The sequence below is a fragment of the Sediminibacterium goheungense genome (assembly GCF_004361915.1).
Classification (GTDB): domain Bacteria; phylum Bacteroidota; class Bacteroidia; order Chitinophagales; family Chitinophagaceae; genus Sediminibacterium; species Sediminibacterium goheungense.
The window spans coordinates 173,196-190,002 of sequence record NZ_SNWP01000013.1 but is presented as its reverse complement, the minus strand read 5'-3'; the positions used below and the strand labels follow the sequence as shown (position 1 = coordinate 190,002).

At 41.6% G+C, this 16,807-nt stretch carries 19 protein-coding genes; 13 read left to right on the top strand and 6 right to left on the bottom strand.

What is annotated here, in order from left to right; all coding sequences use genetic code 11:
- Positions 1-157: 157 nt before the first annotated feature.
- From coaBC to BC659_RS14595, 7 genes are all read left to right on the top strand, one after another.
- Positions 158-1,354 (top strand): bifunctional phosphopantothenoylcysteine decarboxylase/phosphopantothenate--cysteine ligase CoaBC, encoded by a 1,197-nt coding sequence (coaBC, locus tag BC659_RS14625; protein ID WP_133475560.1) that lies wholly within the window; start codon positions 158-160, stop codon positions 1,352-1,354.
- A complete protein-coding gene (porD, locus tag BC659_RS14620; RefSeq protein ID WP_133475559.1) occupies positions 1,347-2,267 on the top strand; it encodes a type IX secretion system protein PorD in 921 nt (306 codons plus the stop codon). Before coaBC ends, porD begins: the two co-directional genes overlap by 8 nt.
- Positions 2,264-2,650, top strand: coding sequence for a DUF4296 domain-containing protein (locus tag BC659_RS14615; RefSeq protein WP_133475558.1), 387 nt, complete (start codon positions 2,264-2,266; stop codon positions 2,648-2,650). Before porD ends, BC659_RS14615 begins: the two co-directional genes overlap by 4 nt.
- Before the next feature lie 10 nt (positions 2,651-2,660).
- A complete protein-coding gene (locus BC659_RS14610; protein ID WP_133475557.1) occupies positions 2,661-3,365 on the top strand; it encodes a CoA transferase subunit A in 705 nt (234 codons plus the stop codon).
- A 95-nt stretch (positions 3,366-3,460) separates the two neighbouring features.
- Positions 3,461-4,117, top strand: a complete 657-nt coding sequence (locus tag BC659_RS14605; RefSeq protein WP_133475556.1) for a 3-oxoacid CoA-transferase subunit B — start codon at positions 3,461-3,463, stop codon at positions 4,115-4,117.
- A gap of 59 nt (positions 4,118-4,176) precedes the next feature.
- Positions 4,177-4,647, top strand: coding sequence for a redoxin domain-containing protein (locus tag BC659_RS14600; protein ID WP_133475555.1), 471 nt, complete (start codon positions 4,177-4,179; stop codon positions 4,645-4,647).
- A 388-nt stretch (positions 4,648-5,035) separates the two neighbouring features.
- Positions 5,036-5,398, top strand: a complete 363-nt coding sequence (locus tag BC659_RS14595; RefSeq protein ID WP_133475554.1) for a T9SS type A sorting domain-containing protein — start codon at positions 5,036-5,038, stop codon at positions 5,396-5,398.
- A gap of 277 nt (positions 5,399-5,675) precedes the next feature.
- Here BC659_RS14595 and BC659_RS14590 read toward each other — a convergent pair whose 3' ends face one another.
- Positions 5,676-6,851 (bottom strand): class I SAM-dependent rRNA methyltransferase, encoded by a 1,176-nt coding sequence (locus tag BC659_RS14590; protein ID WP_133475553.1) that lies wholly within the window; start codon positions 6,849-6,851, stop codon positions 5,676-5,678.
- Positions 6,852-7,035: 184 nt separating this feature from the next.
- Here BC659_RS14590 and BC659_RS14585 point away from each other — a divergent pair, with 184 nt between their 5' ends.
- The gene (locus tag BC659_RS14585) at positions 7,036-7,605 is read left to right on the top strand and encodes a nucleotide exchange factor GrpE (protein WP_133475552.1); all 570 of its coding nucleotides are present in this window, start codon (positions 7,036-7,038) and stop codon (positions 7,603-7,605) included.
- A gap of 78 nt (positions 7,606-7,683) precedes the next feature.
- Positions 7,684-8,847, top strand: a complete 1,164-nt coding sequence (dnaJ, locus tag BC659_RS14580) for a molecular chaperone DnaJ (protein WP_133475551.1) — start codon at positions 7,684-7,686, stop codon at positions 8,845-8,847.
- An 89-nt stretch (positions 8,848-8,936) separates the two neighbouring features.
- Here dnaJ and BC659_RS14575 read toward each other — a convergent pair whose 3' ends face one another.
- The 4 genes from BC659_RS14575 to BC659_RS14560 form a co-directional block, all read right to left on the bottom strand.
- Positions 8,937-10,700 (bottom strand): vWA domain-containing protein, encoded by a 1,764-nt coding sequence (locus tag BC659_RS14575; protein ID WP_133475550.1) that lies wholly within the window; start codon positions 10,698-10,700, stop codon positions 8,937-8,939.
- A 74-nt stretch (positions 10,701-10,774) separates the two neighbouring features.
- Positions 10,775-11,317: a hypoxanthine phosphoribosyltransferase gene (gene hpt / locus BC659_RS14570; protein WP_133475549.1), complete on the bottom strand. Its 543-nt coding sequence runs from the start codon at positions 11,315-11,317 to the stop codon at positions 10,775-10,777.
- Positions 11,318-11,323: 6 nt separating this feature from the next.
- Positions 11,324-12,502, bottom strand: coding sequence for a glucosaminidase domain-containing protein (locus tag BC659_RS14565; RefSeq protein WP_133475548.1), 1,179 nt, complete (start codon positions 12,500-12,502; stop codon positions 11,324-11,326).
- Positions 12,499-13,152 (bottom strand): O-methyltransferase, encoded by a 654-nt coding sequence (locus BC659_RS14560; protein ID WP_133475547.1) that lies wholly within the window; start codon positions 13,150-13,152, stop codon positions 12,499-12,501. The genes BC659_RS14565 and BC659_RS14560 overlap by 4 nt, the downstream gene beginning before the upstream one ends.
- 250 nt (positions 13,153-13,402) lie before the next feature.
- Between BC659_RS14560 and BC659_RS14555 the strand changes: the two genes are divergently transcribed.
- Positions 13,403-13,681, top strand: coding sequence for a hypothetical protein (locus BC659_RS14555; RefSeq protein WP_133475546.1), 279 nt, complete (start codon positions 13,403-13,405; stop codon positions 13,679-13,681).
- Positions 13,682-13,735: 54 nt separating this feature from the next.
- On the opposite strand, the gene BC659_RS14550 is transcribed toward BC659_RS14555, so the two are convergent.
- Positions 13,736-14,653: a LysR family transcriptional regulator gene (locus BC659_RS14550; RefSeq protein WP_133475545.1), complete on the bottom strand. Its 918-nt coding sequence runs from the start codon at positions 14,651-14,653 to the stop codon at positions 13,736-13,738.
- 92 nt (positions 14,654-14,745) lie between these two features.
- On the opposite strand from BC659_RS14550, the gene BC659_RS14545 reads away from it, so the two are divergent.
- From BC659_RS14545 to BC659_RS14535, 3 genes are read left to right on the top strand one after another with little or no spacing between them, the layout of a single operon-like run.
- Positions 14,746-16,182, top strand: coding sequence for an NADP-dependent isocitrate dehydrogenase (locus tag BC659_RS14545; protein WP_133475544.1), 1,437 nt, complete (start codon positions 14,746-14,748; stop codon positions 16,180-16,182).
- Positions 16,183-16,193: 11 nt separating this feature from the next.
- Positions 16,194-16,439, top strand: coding sequence for a hypothetical protein (locus BC659_RS14540; protein ID WP_133475543.1), 246 nt, complete (start codon positions 16,194-16,196; stop codon positions 16,437-16,439).
- A 10-nt stretch (positions 16,440-16,449) separates the two neighbouring features.
- On the top strand, positions 16,450-16,803 hold the full coding sequence (locus BC659_RS14535) for a hypothetical protein (RefSeq protein ID WP_133475542.1): 354 nt from the start codon (positions 16,450-16,452) through the stop codon (positions 16,801-16,803).
- Positions 16,804-16,807 lie beyond the last annotated feature (4 nt).

Sequence of the window (16,807 nt, the reverse complement as noted above, 5' to 3'; positions counted from 1 at the left end):
GTAATGTGAATGGTCAATGGTGAATGGTGAATGAGCTGTTTGGATATTGACTGTAGAAAAAGTAGGTATAAATGATAAGGATTCGATTTTTGTATCGTCTCCATCACTGTAAACAACTGATTCTTCATTCACCATTGACCATTCACCATTGACGATTATGCTTAAAGGAAAAAAAATACTCATCGGCATCACGGCCAGCATTGCAGCGTATAAAACCATTACGCTGGTGCGCTTGCTTATAAAAGCAGGTGCGGAAGTAAAAGTGGTGATGACGCCTGCTGCGAAAGAATTTGTATCACCTGTAGTACTTTCTACCCTTTCTAAAAATACCGTTATACATGATCTGGTGGAAGGCGATGCATGGTCGAACCATGTAATGCTGGGTCGCTGGGCCGATGTAATGCTGATCGCGCCATTAAGTTGTAATACGCTGGCTAAAATGGCGAATGGCTTGTGCGATAATGTATTACTTGCCGTGTACCTCTCTGCGACCTGTCCGGTTGTTATGGCACCTGCCATGGATGAAGATATGTGGCACCACCCTTCAACCCAAAGAAATCTTGCTCAACTGGAGCAGGATGGTAATCATCTGATAGAAGTAGGCAAAGGTGAACTGGCCAGTGGTTTATTTGGCGATGGCAGAATGGCCGAGCCGGAAGATATCTGCCTATATCTGGTTGAACATTTTTTCAGGTCGGAAGATCTGAAAGGGAAGAAAGCCATCGTAACCGCAGGGCCTACTTATGAAGCCATAGACCCCGTTCGTTTTATCGGTAACCATTCCTCCGGCAAAATGGGTTTTGCCATAGCCGAGGAACTGTATCTGCGTGGAGCCGATGTAATATTGATTACAGGACCAACAAGTCAGCAGGTAGCTTATAAAGGGATTCAAGTAAAACATGTGGTATCCGCAGATGAAATGTATGATGCGGCTGTGCATGCGTTTGATGGTGCCGCCATTGCTGTAATGTCGGCTGCAGTGGCAGATTACAAACCTGTACAGGCTGCAGTGGAAAAAATCAAGAAGAAGCAGGAAGCGTGGTCCATTGATATGGTTAAGAATAAAGACATTCTGCTGCAATTAGGTCAGCAGAAAAAAGCAGGGCAGTTTCTGATGGGCTTTGCATTGGAAACCCATAATGAGAAAGAAAATGCACTGGCTAAGCTCAAAACCAAAAATGCAGATGCCATTGTCCTGAATTCACTCAACGATAAAGATGCCGGCTTTGGTGTGGATACCAATACCGTAACCATCTTTCACCAGTCGGGTAACGAAACCAAGGTATCGCTGAAACCCAAGAAAGAAGTGGCTTCAGATATTGTTTCATTTATTATAAAGCACCTGCATGTATAAAAAAATTATTTACATACTGCTATTTATCCTTACTGTGACCGGTGCAGAAGCACAGGAGTTGCAGGCAAGGGTAACTGTGTTGTCGAATAGGGTAACAACAAATATCGATCGTAAAATTTTTAATACCCTGCAAAACCAGCTCACCAATCTGTTGAACAACAGAAAGTGGACCAATGACAGTTATAAGCAGAATGAAAAAATAGAATGCAGTTTTATACTCAATATTGAAAGTGTATTAGAGACCAATATTTACAAAGCATCTTTAAATATTCAGGCGGCAAGGCCCGTGTATCATTCATCTTATCAGGCTGCCATGATCAATTTCCAGGATCCGGATGTAGCCTTTAAATATGTAGAATTTCAACCTGTAGAATTTAACGAAAACAGGGTACAGGGAACAGATGCAACAGCGGCCAATCTTACTGCTGTATTTGCCTATTATGCCTATACCATACTCGGACTGGATTATGATTCTTTTGCACCCAAGGCAGGTGAGCCCTATTTCAGGAAGGCGCAGAATATTGTAAACAATGCACCTGAAGGCAGGGGTATATCAGGCTGGCGAATATTCGATGGGTTAAGAAACAGGTACTGGCTCAATGAAAACCTGATCAATACCCGTTACAATAACATACACGATATTATTTATGGCTATTACCGGAAGGGACTCGATAATTTGTATGATAAAGATGCAGAAGCAAGGGCAGGTGTTATCAATGCATTGATTCAGTTGCAATCGTTCGGAAAAGAAAATCCGAATACCATGATACAGCAGTTTTTTATGCAGGGTAAATACCAGGAACTGGTAGGTATTTTTAAAAAAGCACCTGCCGGTGAAAAAGCCAAAGCGCTGGAACTGCTTTCAGAACTTGATGTGATTAATGCATCAAAATATAAAGAAGAATTACGATGAAGATAGTAGCTGGTTGCTGTTTACTGTTATGTTTACTTGTGCAGTCTGGTTGCCGCAATGAAACCAGGCCTGCCATCATACCTGTAGATAGTATGAAGCTGATTATGTGGGATATGATGAAAGCCGATGAATGGTTCAACCGAAAAATTGTACAGGATACCCATGCTATTCGTAATAAGGAAGATGTAAAGTTGTATGAAATGGTATTTAAAGTGCATGGTATAACCCGTGAAAGATATTATAATAGTTACCGCTATTATGAAGGGCGCCCTCTATCTTTTAAACGATTGCTCGATTCGATAGAAGCATTGTCGAACCGCGAGCGTATCAAAAGATACCAAATGGAAAGAGGTAACCCCAATGCACCCGCACCCAATAAATGATTGCCAGGTTATGAATAAAGTGTATAAAAATGCAGCGGAAGCCATATCCGATATCCCCGATAACAGCATATTGATGTTAGGTGGTTTTGGTTTAAATGGTATACCGGAAAACAGTATTGCCGCGTTGGTAGCAAAAGGCGTGAAAGGTCTTACCTGTATCTCGAACAATGCAGGTGTAGACGATTTCGGATTAGGCCTTTTGCTGAAGACAAGACAAATCAAAAAAATGATCAGCAGCTATGTGGGCGAAAATGCAGAGTTTGAAAGACAGTTGCTGAGTGGAGAACTCGAAGTAGACCTGATACCACAGGGTACACTGGCCACACGCATTCAAATGGCTGGTATGGGTATTCCGGCCTTCTTTACACCTGCGGGTTATGGAACAGAGATTGCAGAAGGTAAAGAAGTGCGTGTATTCAATGGCAAGCCACATCTTATGGAAATGGCGCTGCATGCCGACTTTGCCATTGTAAAAGCATGGAAAGGTGATACGCTGGGTAATCTGGTTTTCAGAAAAACCACACGAAATTTCTCTACATCTATGGCCAAAGCGGGTAATATTACCATTGCAGAGGTAGAACATCTTGTACAACCCGGAGAACTCGACCCTGACGAAATACAGGTGGCAGGTGTGTACGTTCACCGCATATTTGAAGGAAAGAATTATGTAAAAAGAATTGAAAGGAAGACAGTGAAATTGGTGAATGGTGAATAGTGAATGGTCAATGAATGATTCACCGATACTCACGCTCCACAATATTATTCACCATTGACCATTCACATCATCTTTCATCAGCAAAACAAAAAAAAATGGCACTCGATAAATTTGGCATTGCAAAACGAATTGCACAGGAACTGCGGGATGGTATGTATGTAAACCTGGGTATTGGTATACCTACACTGGTATCTAATTTTATTCCGGAAGGGATGACAGTTATTTTTCAGAGTGAGAATGGTATACTGGGAATGGGGCCCTATCCATCAGAAGAAGAAATAGATGCCGATCTGATCAATGCAGGAAAAGAAACCGTAACGGTGATTCCCGGCGGTGCTTTTTTCGACAGTGCAGAAAGTTTTGGGATGATCAGGGCCGGAAAAATAGACCTTACCGTTCTGGGTGCCATGGAAGTGAGTGAGACAGGAGATATTGCCAACTGGAAAATACCCGGTAAAATGGTAAAGGGAATGGGTGGTGCCATGGATCTGGTAGCCAGTGCCAGAAATATTATTGTAGCCATGATGCATACCAATCCGAAAGGTGAGAGTAAGCTGTTGCCGAAATGCAGTCTTCCGTTAACAGGAGTGGGTTGTGTCAAAAAGGTGGTAACTGAACTGGCGGCATTGGAAATTACGACTGATGGTTTTCTGTTACTGGAGCGTGCGCCGGGTGTATCAGTAGAAGAAATAAAAAATAAAACAGCAGGAAAGCTCATTATTCCCAATCATGTTCCTGAAATGCAGTTATAAAACCTTTTCAGCATAGCTTTGTTTTAACAATTTAATCAAATCAAACTAAAATATATCGTATGAGTATTCAGACAGGCACCGTAGCTCCTGATTTTTCTTTGTTCGACACAGACAAAAACAAAGTAACCTTATCAGAACAAAAAGGTAAAAATGTAGTGGTTCTGTTTTTTCCGCTGGCCTTCACCGGCGTTTGTACAGCAGAATTATGCAATGTGCGTGATAACATAACTTTGTACAATAACACCAACGCTGTTGTATTTGGTGTTTCTGTAGACTCGTTATTTTCTCTGGGAAAATTCCGCGAAGAACAAAAACTGAACTTCCAGTTGCTGAGCGATTTTAATAAGGATGCTGCCAAGGCATTTGACGTATTGTACGATACATTTCCCGCTTTCGAGATGCAGGGTGTAAGTAAACGTGCTGCATTTGTAATTGATGCCGAAGGTGTGGTAAGATATGCAGAAGTATGCCCAACCCCCGGTGACCTGCCAAATTTCGAAGCCATTCAGCAAACACTGAACAGTCTGTAAGAAACAGATGAATGTCGAATAGCCAATATTGAACTTCAAAATTGGCTATTCGACATTTTTTATACTATCCTTTACCATAGAAATCGGGGGTCTCTTTTCTCCTGCCGAATAACTAACTGTATACATCGTTGGCTTAAAGTGCTTTCTTCGCAGGGAGCAGTGGGCAAACTGAGCCTGGTCGCTGGAAATTATCCGGTTTTAGCCTTTATATTCAATTTTTCCGGGTTAAAAATGCCTTTCAGGGTGATGTTAGTATAAGCTGTACCGGTCTGGAACTACCCCAAAACCAAGCTTCTAAATTCATTATTCTAGATTCGGTATTCGTAATTTCTGCTCTTGTTTTGCAAAAATCAGCTGAATTAACTATTTTTATAGTAGAAACAGACCCATGGGAAAAAGGTACACAATACTTTTACTGGTATTTATGGCCTTCGGTAGCAGTTTTGCGCCCGACCCGGTTTTTAATGTGGGTAAGGTAACGGAGTTTCCAGAGCTGCCAACCAAAGTAAGCCGTTTTTATCCCAACCCTGCTACCACTGTCATTAATTTTGAATTTGATAAGTCTGTTGATAAAAGTTATAGCCTTCTCATCTGTAATTTTCTGGGTAAGCGTATGACAGAAGTACGTATTACTGAATCTAAAGTAGTCATCAATCTGGACGATCAGTATTACCGAGGTTTGTATGTTTACCAGCTCCGTGATCAGAGTAACCGTATTGTAGAATCGGGTAAGTTTCAGGTCGTTAAATAACCAATTCTCATATTCTTCTTTTTCTTTCCGGTAAATACTTTTCAATTCATAAAGCATTTCTAACCCTAAATGTGCGGTAAGTATTTTTTGCAGGGAGAAGGGGAGAAAGGAAGTGTATTTTATTAATGATAGATAGGCGACGGTTATGAATAGAAATATGGTAGTTAAGTAAAAAGCTGCCTAACGTTTTGGTAGAAGTCTAAATTAATAAAACTACAGAGTTAGGCAGCGCATAGTATAGTTTTTTTTAAGCTGACATCTGATATCTGCCATCCTGCTATCTATCTGTAACTTCCACAATCAGAAACTTCAGATAATTGGTATTCTCCATACCCCAGATAATCGGGTGATCGCTGGCCTGTGCCTGGAAAGTGACCTGACGTATTTTTTTACGCGCATCTTTAGCGGCCATTTCAATGGTCTGCAGGAAGAGATCGGGTTGTACCAGATTGGTACAGCTGGAGGTAACGAGGAAGCCCCCGTTACGGATGAGCTTCATACCTCTCAGGTTGATTTCTTTATACCCCGTAATGGCTTTCTGTATGTTTTCGCGGCTCTTGGTAAATGCAGGAGGGTCCAGCATTACTACATCGTATTGTCTGCCATCTTTACCCCATTGTTTGAGCACATCAAAGGCATTCATGGCCTCAAAGCGGCAGATATTTTCAAGACCATTGAGTGCTGCATTTCGGTTGGCCTGTGCAACCGCATTTTCAGAAATATCTAAACCTAAAACAGATTTCGCACCATAATAGGCGGCATGTATTTCGAAAGTACCGGTATAGGTAAAAGCACCTAATACCTCTGCATCTTTTACAATATGCTGAATGGCGCGACGGTTATCCTGCTGGTCAAGAAAATAGCCTGTTTTCTGGCCATTTTCAATATCCACATGAAACCTGAGTCCGTTTTCATTAATGATGATATTGGTATCAAAAGGTGCCGATAAAAATCCTTTATGCTGGGTCAATCCTTCCAGTTCGCGAACAGGCACATCGTTGCGTTCATAAATGCCTTTGGGCGAAAAAATGGTTTCAAGGGCTTTTACAATGGCAGGTTTCCATTTGTCCATACCCAGTGAAAGGGTTTGTAAAACGAAATAGTCATTGAATTTATCGATGATCAATGCTGGCATATAATCGGCTTCTCCAAAAATGAGACGGCAGTTTTCTGTATAACCTAAATTCTGGCGATAGCTCCATGCTCCTGCAATTCTGTTGAAAAAGAACTGGTCGTTGATTTCTTCCTGCTTGCGGGTAAGCAGGCGTACCATGATCTGGGATTTTGGATTTACATAACCCCTTCCTGCCAGCTTTCCATCTGCAAAAAATACGTCCACAATATCACCGGCTTCAACTGGGCCGGATACCCTTTCTACTTCATTTCCAAAGATCCAGGGATGGCCATTGGCAATCCTTGGGGCTATCTTTTTCCTGAGATACACGTTTGTCATGGCGCGAAGATAACTCAAAGCCCGCAGAGCCCTGCTGTTAAAGAGGCGTGGAAAGCCGGAAATGGCTGTATTTCAACTGACAGGCAGGGCTTTTTCGCTTCTGAAACTGCCATTTTTTCCCGTTTCTTTGCATCGGCAAAATTTTTGACAGATATAGCAGTATCAAGTATTAAGTAAAATAATTATGGAAGAGCAGGCAACTACTACATCAAACGTAAATGAAGAACTGAATCAGGGTATTGATATCAATGCAGATGAAAATGCAGCGGGTACCTCACACCTGAATGAACCCGTGGCTGAAGATAACCAGTTAGAGAAACTGCAGTCCGAATTACAGGAGCAGAAAGATAAATACCTCCGCCTCATGGCCGAGTTCGATAATTTCAGACGTAGAACTGCTAAAGAGCGTATTGAACTGATACAAACAGCCGGTAAAGATGTAATTGTATCCTTACTGGATGTGCTGGATGACTGTGATCGTGCAGAAAAACAATTGCAGGGTAGTGATGATATTGCTTTGCAGAAAGAAGGAATTCAACTGGTCTTTAATAAACTTCGCTCCAGCCTTCAATCAAAAGGTGTAAAAGCGATGGAAAGCATCCATGCCGACTTCGACGTGGAAAAACATGAAGCCATTACTGAAATACCAGCACCCAAGGAAGAACTCAAAGGGAAAGTGATAGATGAAGTAATGAAAGGTTATTACCTCAACGATAAAATTATCCGCTTCGCAAAAGTGGTGGTTGGAAAATAATGTCAGATGTCAGACGGCAGATATCAGATATAAAAATAAATCTGATATCTGCCATCTGAGATCATCAAATTTATAAAGATGGCTAAAAGAGATTTTTACGAAATATTGGGCGTGAGTAAGTCTGCTTCTGCCGATGAGATTAAAAAAGCTTATCGCAAAGTAGCTATGCAGTTTCATCCGGATCGCAATCCCGGCGATAAAGAAGCGGAAGAGAAATTTAAGGAAGCTGCTGAAGCGTATGAAGTGCTCAGTGATGCAGATAAAAAAGCCAAATACGACCGTTATGGTCATGCTGCTTTTGGTCCGGGCACAGGTGGTGGTGGCGGTGGCTACAGCAATATGGATGATATCTTCAGTCAGTTCGGCGATATTTTCGGCGATGATATGTTTGGTAGTTTCTTTGGTGGTGGCAGAAGAAGCAACGGCGGTGGAAGCGGCCGTACACGCGGACAAAGAGGAAGTAATCTTCGTATCAAACTCAAGCTGAATTTTGAAGAGATTGCAAAAGGTGTTACCAAGAATGTAAAGGTAAAAAAGCATGTATTGTGTAATACCTGTGGAGGCAACGGTGCAAAAGATAAAAACAGTGTACAGAACTGTGGAACTTGTGGAGGTACGGGTCAGGTAAGAAGAGTAACGAATACCTTTCTCGGACAAATGCAGACCGTGAGTACCTGTCCAACCTGTAATGGTGAAGGGTCTACTGTAACTGCAAAATGTGGTAGTTGTAAAGGTGAAGGAAGAGTATATGGTGAAGAAACCATTAGTATTGATATACCAGCCGGCGTACAGGAAGGCATGCAGCTGAGCATGAGTGGAAAAGGGAATGCCGGTGAACGTGGTGGTTTTGCCGGAGATCTGATTATCCAGATTGAGGAGGAAGCGCATCCTGAGTTACAACGAGATGGATTGAATGTGGCCTATGACCTTCATCTGTCATTTCCGGATGCTGTATTTGGAACACAGGTAGAAGTACCCACGATTGATGGCCGTGCAAAAATTAAAATACCTGCCGGTACACAGAGCGGAAAAATATTCAGACTCAAAGGAAAAGGGTTTCCTGAAGTACAGGGATATAGCAAAGGTGATCAGTTGATTTATGTGAATGTATGGACTCCCCAGAACATCAGCGACGAAGAAAAACGTATGTTGGAGAAAATGAATGAGAGTGCTAATTTCAAACCCAATCCCAATAAAAGTGATAAGAGTTTCTTCGAACGAGTAAAAGAAGCTTTTAGTTAATAGCGTCAATCTCTGCGTAAGCCCTGCGTCCTCATTTCTCTGCTGTGCGTTTTCTAAGATCACTCTGGCAATGAAAGGGTAGGCAGGGCTTACTTTCTTTTTTTCTTTGATGGATTGTATAGAAACATTGCCTGTTCTACCAATTTCCCGAATTCGTTTTGTAGTACATCATTCTTTCTAATACCCGATCTGGCAAGTGTAAGGACGTCTTCAAATTGGTAGTCTCTGGTAAATTTCGATTTGCGGAGTACAGAACCAAACATGGCAACAGATGCCGCAAAACGATACATGCTGTCTGCGCTTTGAATCGGAAGGCCCTGGTATTCGCAATGAAATGTCTGATGCAGTATATCATTACTTCCGGGTTTTTTATACCGGAGATCCAGTACTGCCAAGGGTTGCTGAACAGCACTTACACTGTCTTTAGCCGGATTGATTTCAAATATCGCAGTAATTGTATGACCACTGCCGATTTCGCCACCTTCTAATACACTGTTACTGTCGTCCAGTGCAGATTTCTTATTGTCAAAACCAATCAGTCTGTATTCAGCAACAGTAGCAGGATTAAAGCTCACCGTGATAGCGGCATCATCCGCTACCGAAAAAATGGTTTTGGTGAATTCCTTTACCAAAACTTTCTCCGCTTCCCTGATCTGGTCCAAATAGGCAAAATTGCCATTTCCTTTTTTTGATAAGGATTCGAGTTTACTGTCTTTATAATTGCCCATACCTACACCCAAACAGGTTAAATAAATACCTGTTTGCTGATAACGCAGGATCAATTCTTCCAGCTCTTTTTCAGAGGACTGCCCTACATTAAAATCCCCGTCAGTAGCAAGAATAACCCTGTTATTACCGCCCGGTATAAATTTATCTTTTGCCAGCTGATAAGCAAGCTGAATGGCCCCGGCACCAGGTGTATCGCCCCCGGCAGACAATGAGTCGATTACATTTTTAATACTTTGTTTATGCGCACCACCGGTTGGCGGAAGAACGATGCCCACACCGCCTCCATAAGTAGCAATGGTGATGGTATCACAGTCTCTGAGTGTATTTACCAGCATTTTAAAGGCAGACTGGAGTAGGGGCAATCGATTGGGTTTATCCATTGAGCCGGATACATCAATCAGGAATACAAGGTTAGAAGGAGGAACTTTATCTAAAGATAAAGCTGGTGCTTCTATTTGCAGAAACAATAACTGGTGCCCAGCTTTCCAGGGATTACTGGTATGTTGATAACTGAAGTTGAATGAGTCAGAATAATGAACCGATTTACTTTTTCTGATGATTGGCAGGCTGAAATAATTCAGCATTTCTTCAATTCGTACAGCATCTTCGGGAACAAACATCTGGTTGGTAATAAAGCGCCTGATATTACTGTATGCAGCATTGTCTATATTCAGGGAGAAACCCGTTTCAGGAAACTCAGTCGCATGAATAAAATCATTTTCTATTAAGCTACTATAACTTTCACCCTGATTGGGAGCAGGTAGAAACAAATTGTTTCTGGCATTGGAAACAATGGAGGCTCTGTTGTTTTTGTATAGTTTTAAAGTGCCGGGAAGTGTTTTCAGTAATAGCCGGTTAAATTGTCTGCTGTCTGCCGGCAAACAGGTCTTTTCATAACCATCCAGTTCAAGCGAAAGAGAATCTGTAATTTTTGTGAGTGAAATGCCAAAAGCACCAGTATTGCCGGTTGTAAAAACCTGCTGTGGTTTAGATTTCAGTCTGATTTTAACACCTTCCAGCAATACCCCATGTTCATTTCTTACCTCTCCACGTATATAATATTGCGCAGAGGTGAATAGGTAGCATAAAAGACAGCAAAATAATATCCAAATGCCTTTCTTCATTTGGTTAGGGGTTTCAGCTACAAGATAACGATAAATAGGCTGAGACTGGTATGTGCTGGGCTGTTAAAGCCTTGTTATGCTTCGGTTTTAAGCTGGTAGATCTCTTTGATATTCCTGCCAAAACCATCATAATCCAGTCCGTAACCCAGTACAAAACGATTGGGGATGGTAAAACAGCAGTAATCCATCTGGATGGGATATTTCATAGCATCAGGCTTGTGTAACAAAACGGCTACTTTGAGTGACAAGGGTTGCTGGTTGATCAGTTGTGGTAAAAATTCACTCATGGTTTTACCAGTATCAATAATGTCTTCAAGGATGATGACGTGGCGGTTGTTGATTTCCATATCAAGTCCGATAGCTGTAATAACCTGACCAGTAGATTTCGTTCCTTTATAAGAAGCCAGTTTAATAAAGCAGATTTCTGCTTCTATGCTGAGTTCTTTAAAAAGGTCTGCGGCAAACATAAATGAGCCATTGAGGATGGCTATGAACAAAGGTTTTTTACCTGCATAATCTTTGTCGAGCTGCTGGGCCAGTTCTTTCACCTTTTCACGAATCAGGTCTTCCGGTAAATAGGGAACAAATTCTTTATCGTGAACCTTGATCACATTCATGTTAAATCATTTTGTGTTTTTTGTTTTGGCTTTCACTACTCCATTCTTGATTTCGGCAGGTGAGCGAAGGTAGAGTTTTTGTCCGGCAGAAAGCTGGCTGTCTTTTTTGAGTTTATTATATTCCAGCAGACTTTCCAAACGGATACCTTCTTTCTGGCTTATTTCATGCAGGGTTTCACCGGCTGTTACTTCATGCAGATCGGAAGCTCCTCTTTTTTGCTTTTTTTCTATAAATAACAAATGATCCGCATCCAGGATATCGCTCTCGGGTAATTCGTTAAAGTCGAATAATTTACTCAGGCTGATATCATATCTGTGCGCCAGTGCCAGCAGGGAAGTGCCTTCTCTTGCATAAATAGCTTTTGTATGATTGATGGTAAAAACACCTTCAGGATAAGGCGATGGTTTTTTTTCCGGTGTCGGTTCAGCTTTCTTTTCAGGAACAACGGTGTCTTCGGACTTATCAGCCATTTCTTCTTTTACAGCCTGTATTGGAGCTGTTTTTACTTCTTCCTCCCTCACTTTTACTATTTCTTGTGTCTTATTTTGCTTGTTTCCTGCTTCTTCCTCCTTATTAAGTACTTCGGCTTTCACAGCTGTAGTGGTTGTAATGGGCGGTGATGTGGTAACCGGAACCGGTGCATTTCTGTTTTCCTTAATGGCCAGTGCCAACATGGTATATTGATGCAGTTTATAGTCTTCAATAACCCGTAACAATTTTTCCGGATAAGTAGAACTGGTTGCATAACCTGCTCTTTTAAGCCCATAGGCCCATCCGGTAATATCAGTAGGCTCCAGTTTAAATAAAAAAGAGTAGTGGGGTCTGGTTTTTAAAAAATCAGAATGGTCACGGTATGATTGTTCAGCAGATGGGTATACTCTGAAACATTCTCCTTTGGCATCATCATCCTGATAAGTTTTTTCACCCGTCCATTCTGTCTTGCATTTAATACCAAAATGGTTGTTGGCATTTTTGGCCAGTGGGCTCTCTCCAAACTGCGATTCCAAAATACCCTGTGCCAGTTTAATGGAGGCAGGTACGCCTGTACGCAGCATTTCTTCAATGGCGATTTCTTTATAACTATTGATATAGGCTTCTGTTTTTTCTTTTACAGAAAGGTTCTGCGCAAAGCCTGCTGTTTGCACAGAAACATAAACCAGTATTAGTAATATCCATTTCTTCATTCTGCTCTCTTTTTAATCATTAATAAACCATCCCTGATGGTTAATAATACTTGTTCTGTTCTTGGGTCTTTTTTTACATGTTCATTGAATGCATGTATGGCTTTAGCATTTTTACCCGTAATCGGGTCTTCCATTACCTGTCCATGAAACAATACATTGTCTGCCAGAATGATGCCATTCTTACTCAGTTTCGGAACAATCTGTTCATAATATCCGATATAACCCGTTTTGTCAGCGTCCATAAAAACCAGGTCCCACTGGTGTGATAATGTGGGTATTATTTCTGCTGCATTGCCGATGTGCAAATGTATCTGATGATTTCTTTTGCTTTTGCTAAAATAGTTCCTTGCTGTTGTGGCGTCTTCTTCCCGGCATTCAATGGTATGCAGTTCTCCTTCGGGGCTAAGGCCATCTGCAAGGCATAATGCGCTGTAGCCCGTAAAAGTACCTATCTCTAAAACGTATCTGGGGCGCTGAATAGTGCTTATAAATGATAAAAATTTACCCTGTACCTGTCCACTGAGCATGTGTGCGTGTGGGTGTGCTGTCTGGGTAAATCTGGCAATCTCCTGTAAAAGACCCGCTTCCGGAGCTGTAAAGGACTGTGCATAAGCCTCTGCTCCGGGGGAAATAATCAGGGGGGTATTCATCCTGTAAAGATACGAAAACCTCTTTGAAGGGCTTGAAAGGGAAGGGGGACAGGCTGTTAAAATTGAAAACGGGCATTCCATTGGGAAATTTTACCTTATAACATCAGGAGTGGAACCATCGCTGAAAAGTATAGCCGTCGGTTATTTCTTTCTGAACAGTCAAAACTTTTTTCGTTACTTCTTTGCTTTTTTCTTTCAGGGAAAATGAGTAGTTTGAAGATGATATTCTCCTAACTAAAATATGTACAACATGTCAGTACCGGATTTTCCGAATGGATTTGATTCATGGCAAAAAACACATTTTGAAGTAGTGGAAGTCTTGTGTTATATCCGTTCACTGGAAGAAAGTGAGCGACCCAAAAGCTTTGCTGAAATGGTTGACCAGACAGCTACTGAAGAAATGTACCAACTGGCATTGAGTCTTACAAATAAATATGAAGCCCTGTCGAAGGTGAAAGACAGAGCCCGCAGTCTTTTTGATGAGATTGAGGAATTTGTATGGTCTGAGGTGAAAAAAGAAAAAGTATAGTTGCCGATGCCCCTGCCCCTGAGTGGTTGGGGTACGGTATATTTTCCGGATTTTCTAATCAACCTGCGGAAAAAACTGCTTGGAAATGGCAGCTTTCTCTTTGTTTATATACTCGAGAAAAGCAGTTGCTACCGGCGACAGTTTTTTGCCTTTTAACCAGATCAGTTGCCAGGCTGTTTTAATAGGCAACCCTTTTACCGGTATGATTTTCATATCACCGTTTTTCAACTCATTTTTAATACCGATCAGGGGCATGATTGAGTAGCCCAAACCTGCCAGTACGGCCTGTTTCACGGCTTCATTGGAAGTAAGCTCCATTTTCTTGCGAAAAGTGAGGTGGTGTTTCTCGATGAATTTTTCCATGGTTTGTCGGGTGCCGGAACCGTTTTCACGGAAAATCAGTGGCAGTTCTTCAAATATTTTTTTCACAGATCCCTGTGCTGTTATTCTGGCGCCACGCGTGCCAACCAGATAGAGTTTATTAGGTAGCAGCTCAATCCGGTTCACCTGTGATGTATCAGGTATGATCGATACCAGAGAGAAATCAACTTCATTTCTGTCGAGGCTCTCGATTACTTTGGCTTTATTCGTTACATCCATCATAAGGTCCACACCTGGATGTTGTTTCATAAAACCGGTGAGGAAATAGGGCATCACATATTTACCTGTCGATACTACTGAAAGTTTAAGTCTGCCCGATAGTTGCCCTCTGTAAGCCTGTGTTTTATAATTGATGGCATTCACTTCATTCAATATGGCTTCGGCAGCCATGGCAATTTCCTGTCCAAATTCGGTGATGTACAACTTTCTTCCCACCACTTCAGTAAGGGGTATGTCGAACTGGTCCTGAAAATTTTTTAGTTGAATGGAAACGGCTGGTTGCGTGAGGTATAATTCTTCTGCCGCTTTTGTTACGCTCTGTGTTTGCGACACTTTCAGGAAAATCTGTAACTGGTTTAAAGTATAATTCATAAATAATATTTATGGATATTATAGTAAAGATAAATAAAAATATATGGTTAGCTACAAGCATTTTTGCATCACCAAACAAAAATCAATACAGTATGACAAGAATTACCATTGCGAAAGGAGATGGCATCGGTCCGGAGATTATGGACGCTACCCTCGACATTATCATGGCAGCTGGCGCTCAGATTGAAATCGACGAAATTGAAGTGGGCGAAAAAGTATATCTGGCAGGTAATAATGCAGGTATTGCCAAAGAATCCTGGGATACGATCCGTAAAAACAAGATATTCCTGAAAGCGCCGATCACCACACCTCAGGGCGGTGGCTACAAGAGTCTGAATGTAACCACCCGTAAGTTTTTGGGTCTCTATTCCAATGTACGTCCCTGTATAAGCCTTCATCCTTATGTGAAAACAAAACATCCGAAAATGGATATTGTAATCATTCGTGAGAATGAAGAAGACTTGTACGCGGGTATTGAGCACCAGCAGACCGACGAAGTGGTGCAGTGTTTAAAACTGATCAGCAGGCCCGGCTGCGAAAAAATTGTACGTTACGCTTTTGAATATGCAAAGCAGTATGGACGTAAAAAAGTAACCTGTTTTACCAAAGATAATATCATGAAACAGACAGATGGTTTGTTTCATCAGGTGTTCGATGAGATTGCAAAAGAATATCCTGAAATTGAGAATGAGCACTGGATCATTGATATAGGAGCGGCAAAAATGGCCGATACACCGGAATATTTTGATGTAATCGTAATGCCCAATTTATACGGAGATGTATTATCGGATGTGGCAGCGCAGATTACCGGATCGGTAGGTCTGGCAGGTTCGGCCAATATCGGTGAATCATGTGCCATGTTTGAAGCCATTCATGGCTCGGCCCCCAGAAGAGCTGGCCAGAATCTGGCCAACCCATCAGGTCTTTTACAGGGCGCTATCATGATGCTGAACCATATCGGACAGTCAGGAGTAGCCGAAAAAGTGCAGAATGCCTGGCTGAAAACAATTGAAGACGGTATACATACTTACGATATCTACAAAGAGGGAGTAAGTAAGCAGCAGGTCGGTACCAAAGAATTTGCACAGGCGGTGATTGCCAATCTCGGACAAAAACCGGTACAGCTTAAAGCGGTACAGTATAATGAACAGGCGGTGTTGAACTTACCTAAGTATACACGCAGAAAAGCTTCTAAAAAGGAACTGGTCGGTGTTGACCTTTTTGTTCACTGGGATGGCTACAAAGCAGATGAACTGGCCACGAAACTGAAAGAAGTGGATGTTTTGGGTGTGGAATTATCGATGATTACCAACCGTGGTATTAAAGTATGGCCGGAAGGTTTTGAGGAAACTTTCTGTACCGATCATTGGCGTTGCCGCTTTAAGCCAAGTAATGGTTCGGGTGTTACCAAACAACAGATTATTGAATTGCTGGATAAGGCAGAAGCACATGGCATCGATACCATTAAAACAGAAAACCTCTACACGTTTAACGGAAAACAAGCTTATTCACTCGGGCAGGGACAATAAAAATCAACATTATGTTACAACTACAGCTTATTAAAGGCAGGTTCAGTAAAACAGAAGCATTTGATTTGGTTTCACAAATGGTGAATATCAAAATCAAGTATCATGAGGATAAAATCAGAGACGCTGAAAAAGAAGAAGATATCAAAATGCGGGAAAACCGTATCAAAGAATTGCAGAGGGAATTGCATGAGTTTAAAAGCCGGATTTTATCAAATGAACAGGCTGTAAATATTGAATCAGGAATTGTAATAGCTTAAAAAAAATAGCATGAATACAAATGAAAATGTTACGCTGATCAATGGTGTTTTTACGCCTGATGAAGCAAAAGAAGTGTTACTTACGCTGCTTAACCACAAGATCAACTTTCACTGTATGCGAAATTTCAGTGCAGAGGAACGCTTTGGAAAACCGGATCCGGTATCTACTAAAAGGCTCGAAGAATTATATGAGAGTCGCAAACAGGTACTGCGTCTGCTGGAAGAAGCTGCGTCTGAAGGATATAAACTGGAAATCGAATCACTGGTAAACATCAAAAAAGGAGAGAAAATGGAAGTCCCGGTAGAGGCATTACCCACTCCCGCAGAACAAACAGCAAGCCAGGAAATCGTACAGTTATGGTAGTGAT

Bases quoted from the DNA above. Each gene is read 5' to 3' on its own strand.
- coaBC (WP_133475560.1), top strand. From the start codon at position 158: ATGCTTAAAGGAAAAAAAATACTCATCGGCATCACGGCCAGCATTGCA.
- porD (WP_133475559.1), top strand. From the start codon at position 1,347: ATGTATAAAAAAATTATTTACATACTGCTATTTATCCTTACTGTGACC.
- BC659_RS14615 (WP_133475558.1), top strand. From the start codon at position 2,264: ATGAAGATAGTAGCTGGTTGCTGTTTACTGTTATGTTTACTTGTGCAG.
- BC659_RS14610 (WP_133475557.1), top strand. From the start codon at position 2,661: ATGAATAAAGTGTATAAAAATGCAGCGGAAGCCATATCCGATATCCCC.
- BC659_RS14605 (WP_133475556.1), top strand. From the start codon at position 3,461: ATGGCACTCGATAAATTTGGCATTGCAAAACGAATTGCACAGGAACTG.
- BC659_RS14600 (WP_133475555.1), top strand. From the start codon at position 4,177: ATGAGTATTCAGACAGGCACCGTAGCTCCTGATTTTTCTTTGTTCGAC.
- BC659_RS14595 (WP_133475554.1), top strand. From the start codon at position 5,036: ATGGGAAAAAGGTACACAATACTTTTACTGGTATTTATGGCCTTCGGT.
- BC659_RS14590 (WP_133475553.1), bottom strand. From the start codon at position 6,851: ATGACAAACGTGTATCTCAGGAAAAAGATAGCCCCAAGGATTGCCAAT.
- BC659_RS14585 (WP_133475552.1), top strand. From the start codon at position 7,036: ATGGAAGAGCAGGCAACTACTACATCAAACGTAAATGAAGAACTGAAT.
- dnaJ (WP_133475551.1), top strand. From the start codon at position 7,684: ATGGCTAAAAGAGATTTTTACGAAATATTGGGCGTGAGTAAGTCTGCT.
- BC659_RS14575 (WP_133475550.1), bottom strand. From the start codon at position 10,700: ATGAAGAAAGGCATTTGGATATTATTTTGCTGTCTTTTATGCTACCTA.
- hpt (WP_133475549.1), bottom strand. From the start codon at position 11,317: ATGAATGTGATCAAGGTTCACGATAAAGAATTTGTTCCCTATTTACCG.
- BC659_RS14565 (WP_133475548.1), bottom strand. From the start codon at position 12,502: ATGAAGAAATGGATATTACTAATACTGGTTTATGTTTCTGTGCAAACA.
- BC659_RS14560 (WP_133475547.1), bottom strand. From the start codon at position 13,152: ATGAATACCCCCCTGATTATTTCCCCCGGAGCAGAGGCTTATGCACAG.
- BC659_RS14555 (WP_133475546.1), top strand. From the start codon at position 13,403: ATGTCAGTACCGGATTTTCCGAATGGATTTGATTCATGGCAAAAAACA.
- BC659_RS14550 (WP_133475545.1), bottom strand. From the start codon at position 14,653: ATGAATTATACTTTAAACCAGTTACAGATTTTCCTGAAAGTGTCGCAA.
- BC659_RS14545 (WP_133475544.1), top strand. From the start codon at position 14,746: ATGACAAGAATTACCATTGCGAAAGGAGATGGCATCGGTCCGGAGATT.
- BC659_RS14540 (WP_133475543.1), top strand. From the start codon at position 16,194: ATGTTACAACTACAGCTTATTAAAGGCAGGTTCAGTAAAACAGAAGCA.
- BC659_RS14535 (WP_133475542.1), top strand. From the start codon at position 16,450: ATGAATACAAATGAAAATGTTACGCTGATCAATGGTGTTTTTACGCCT.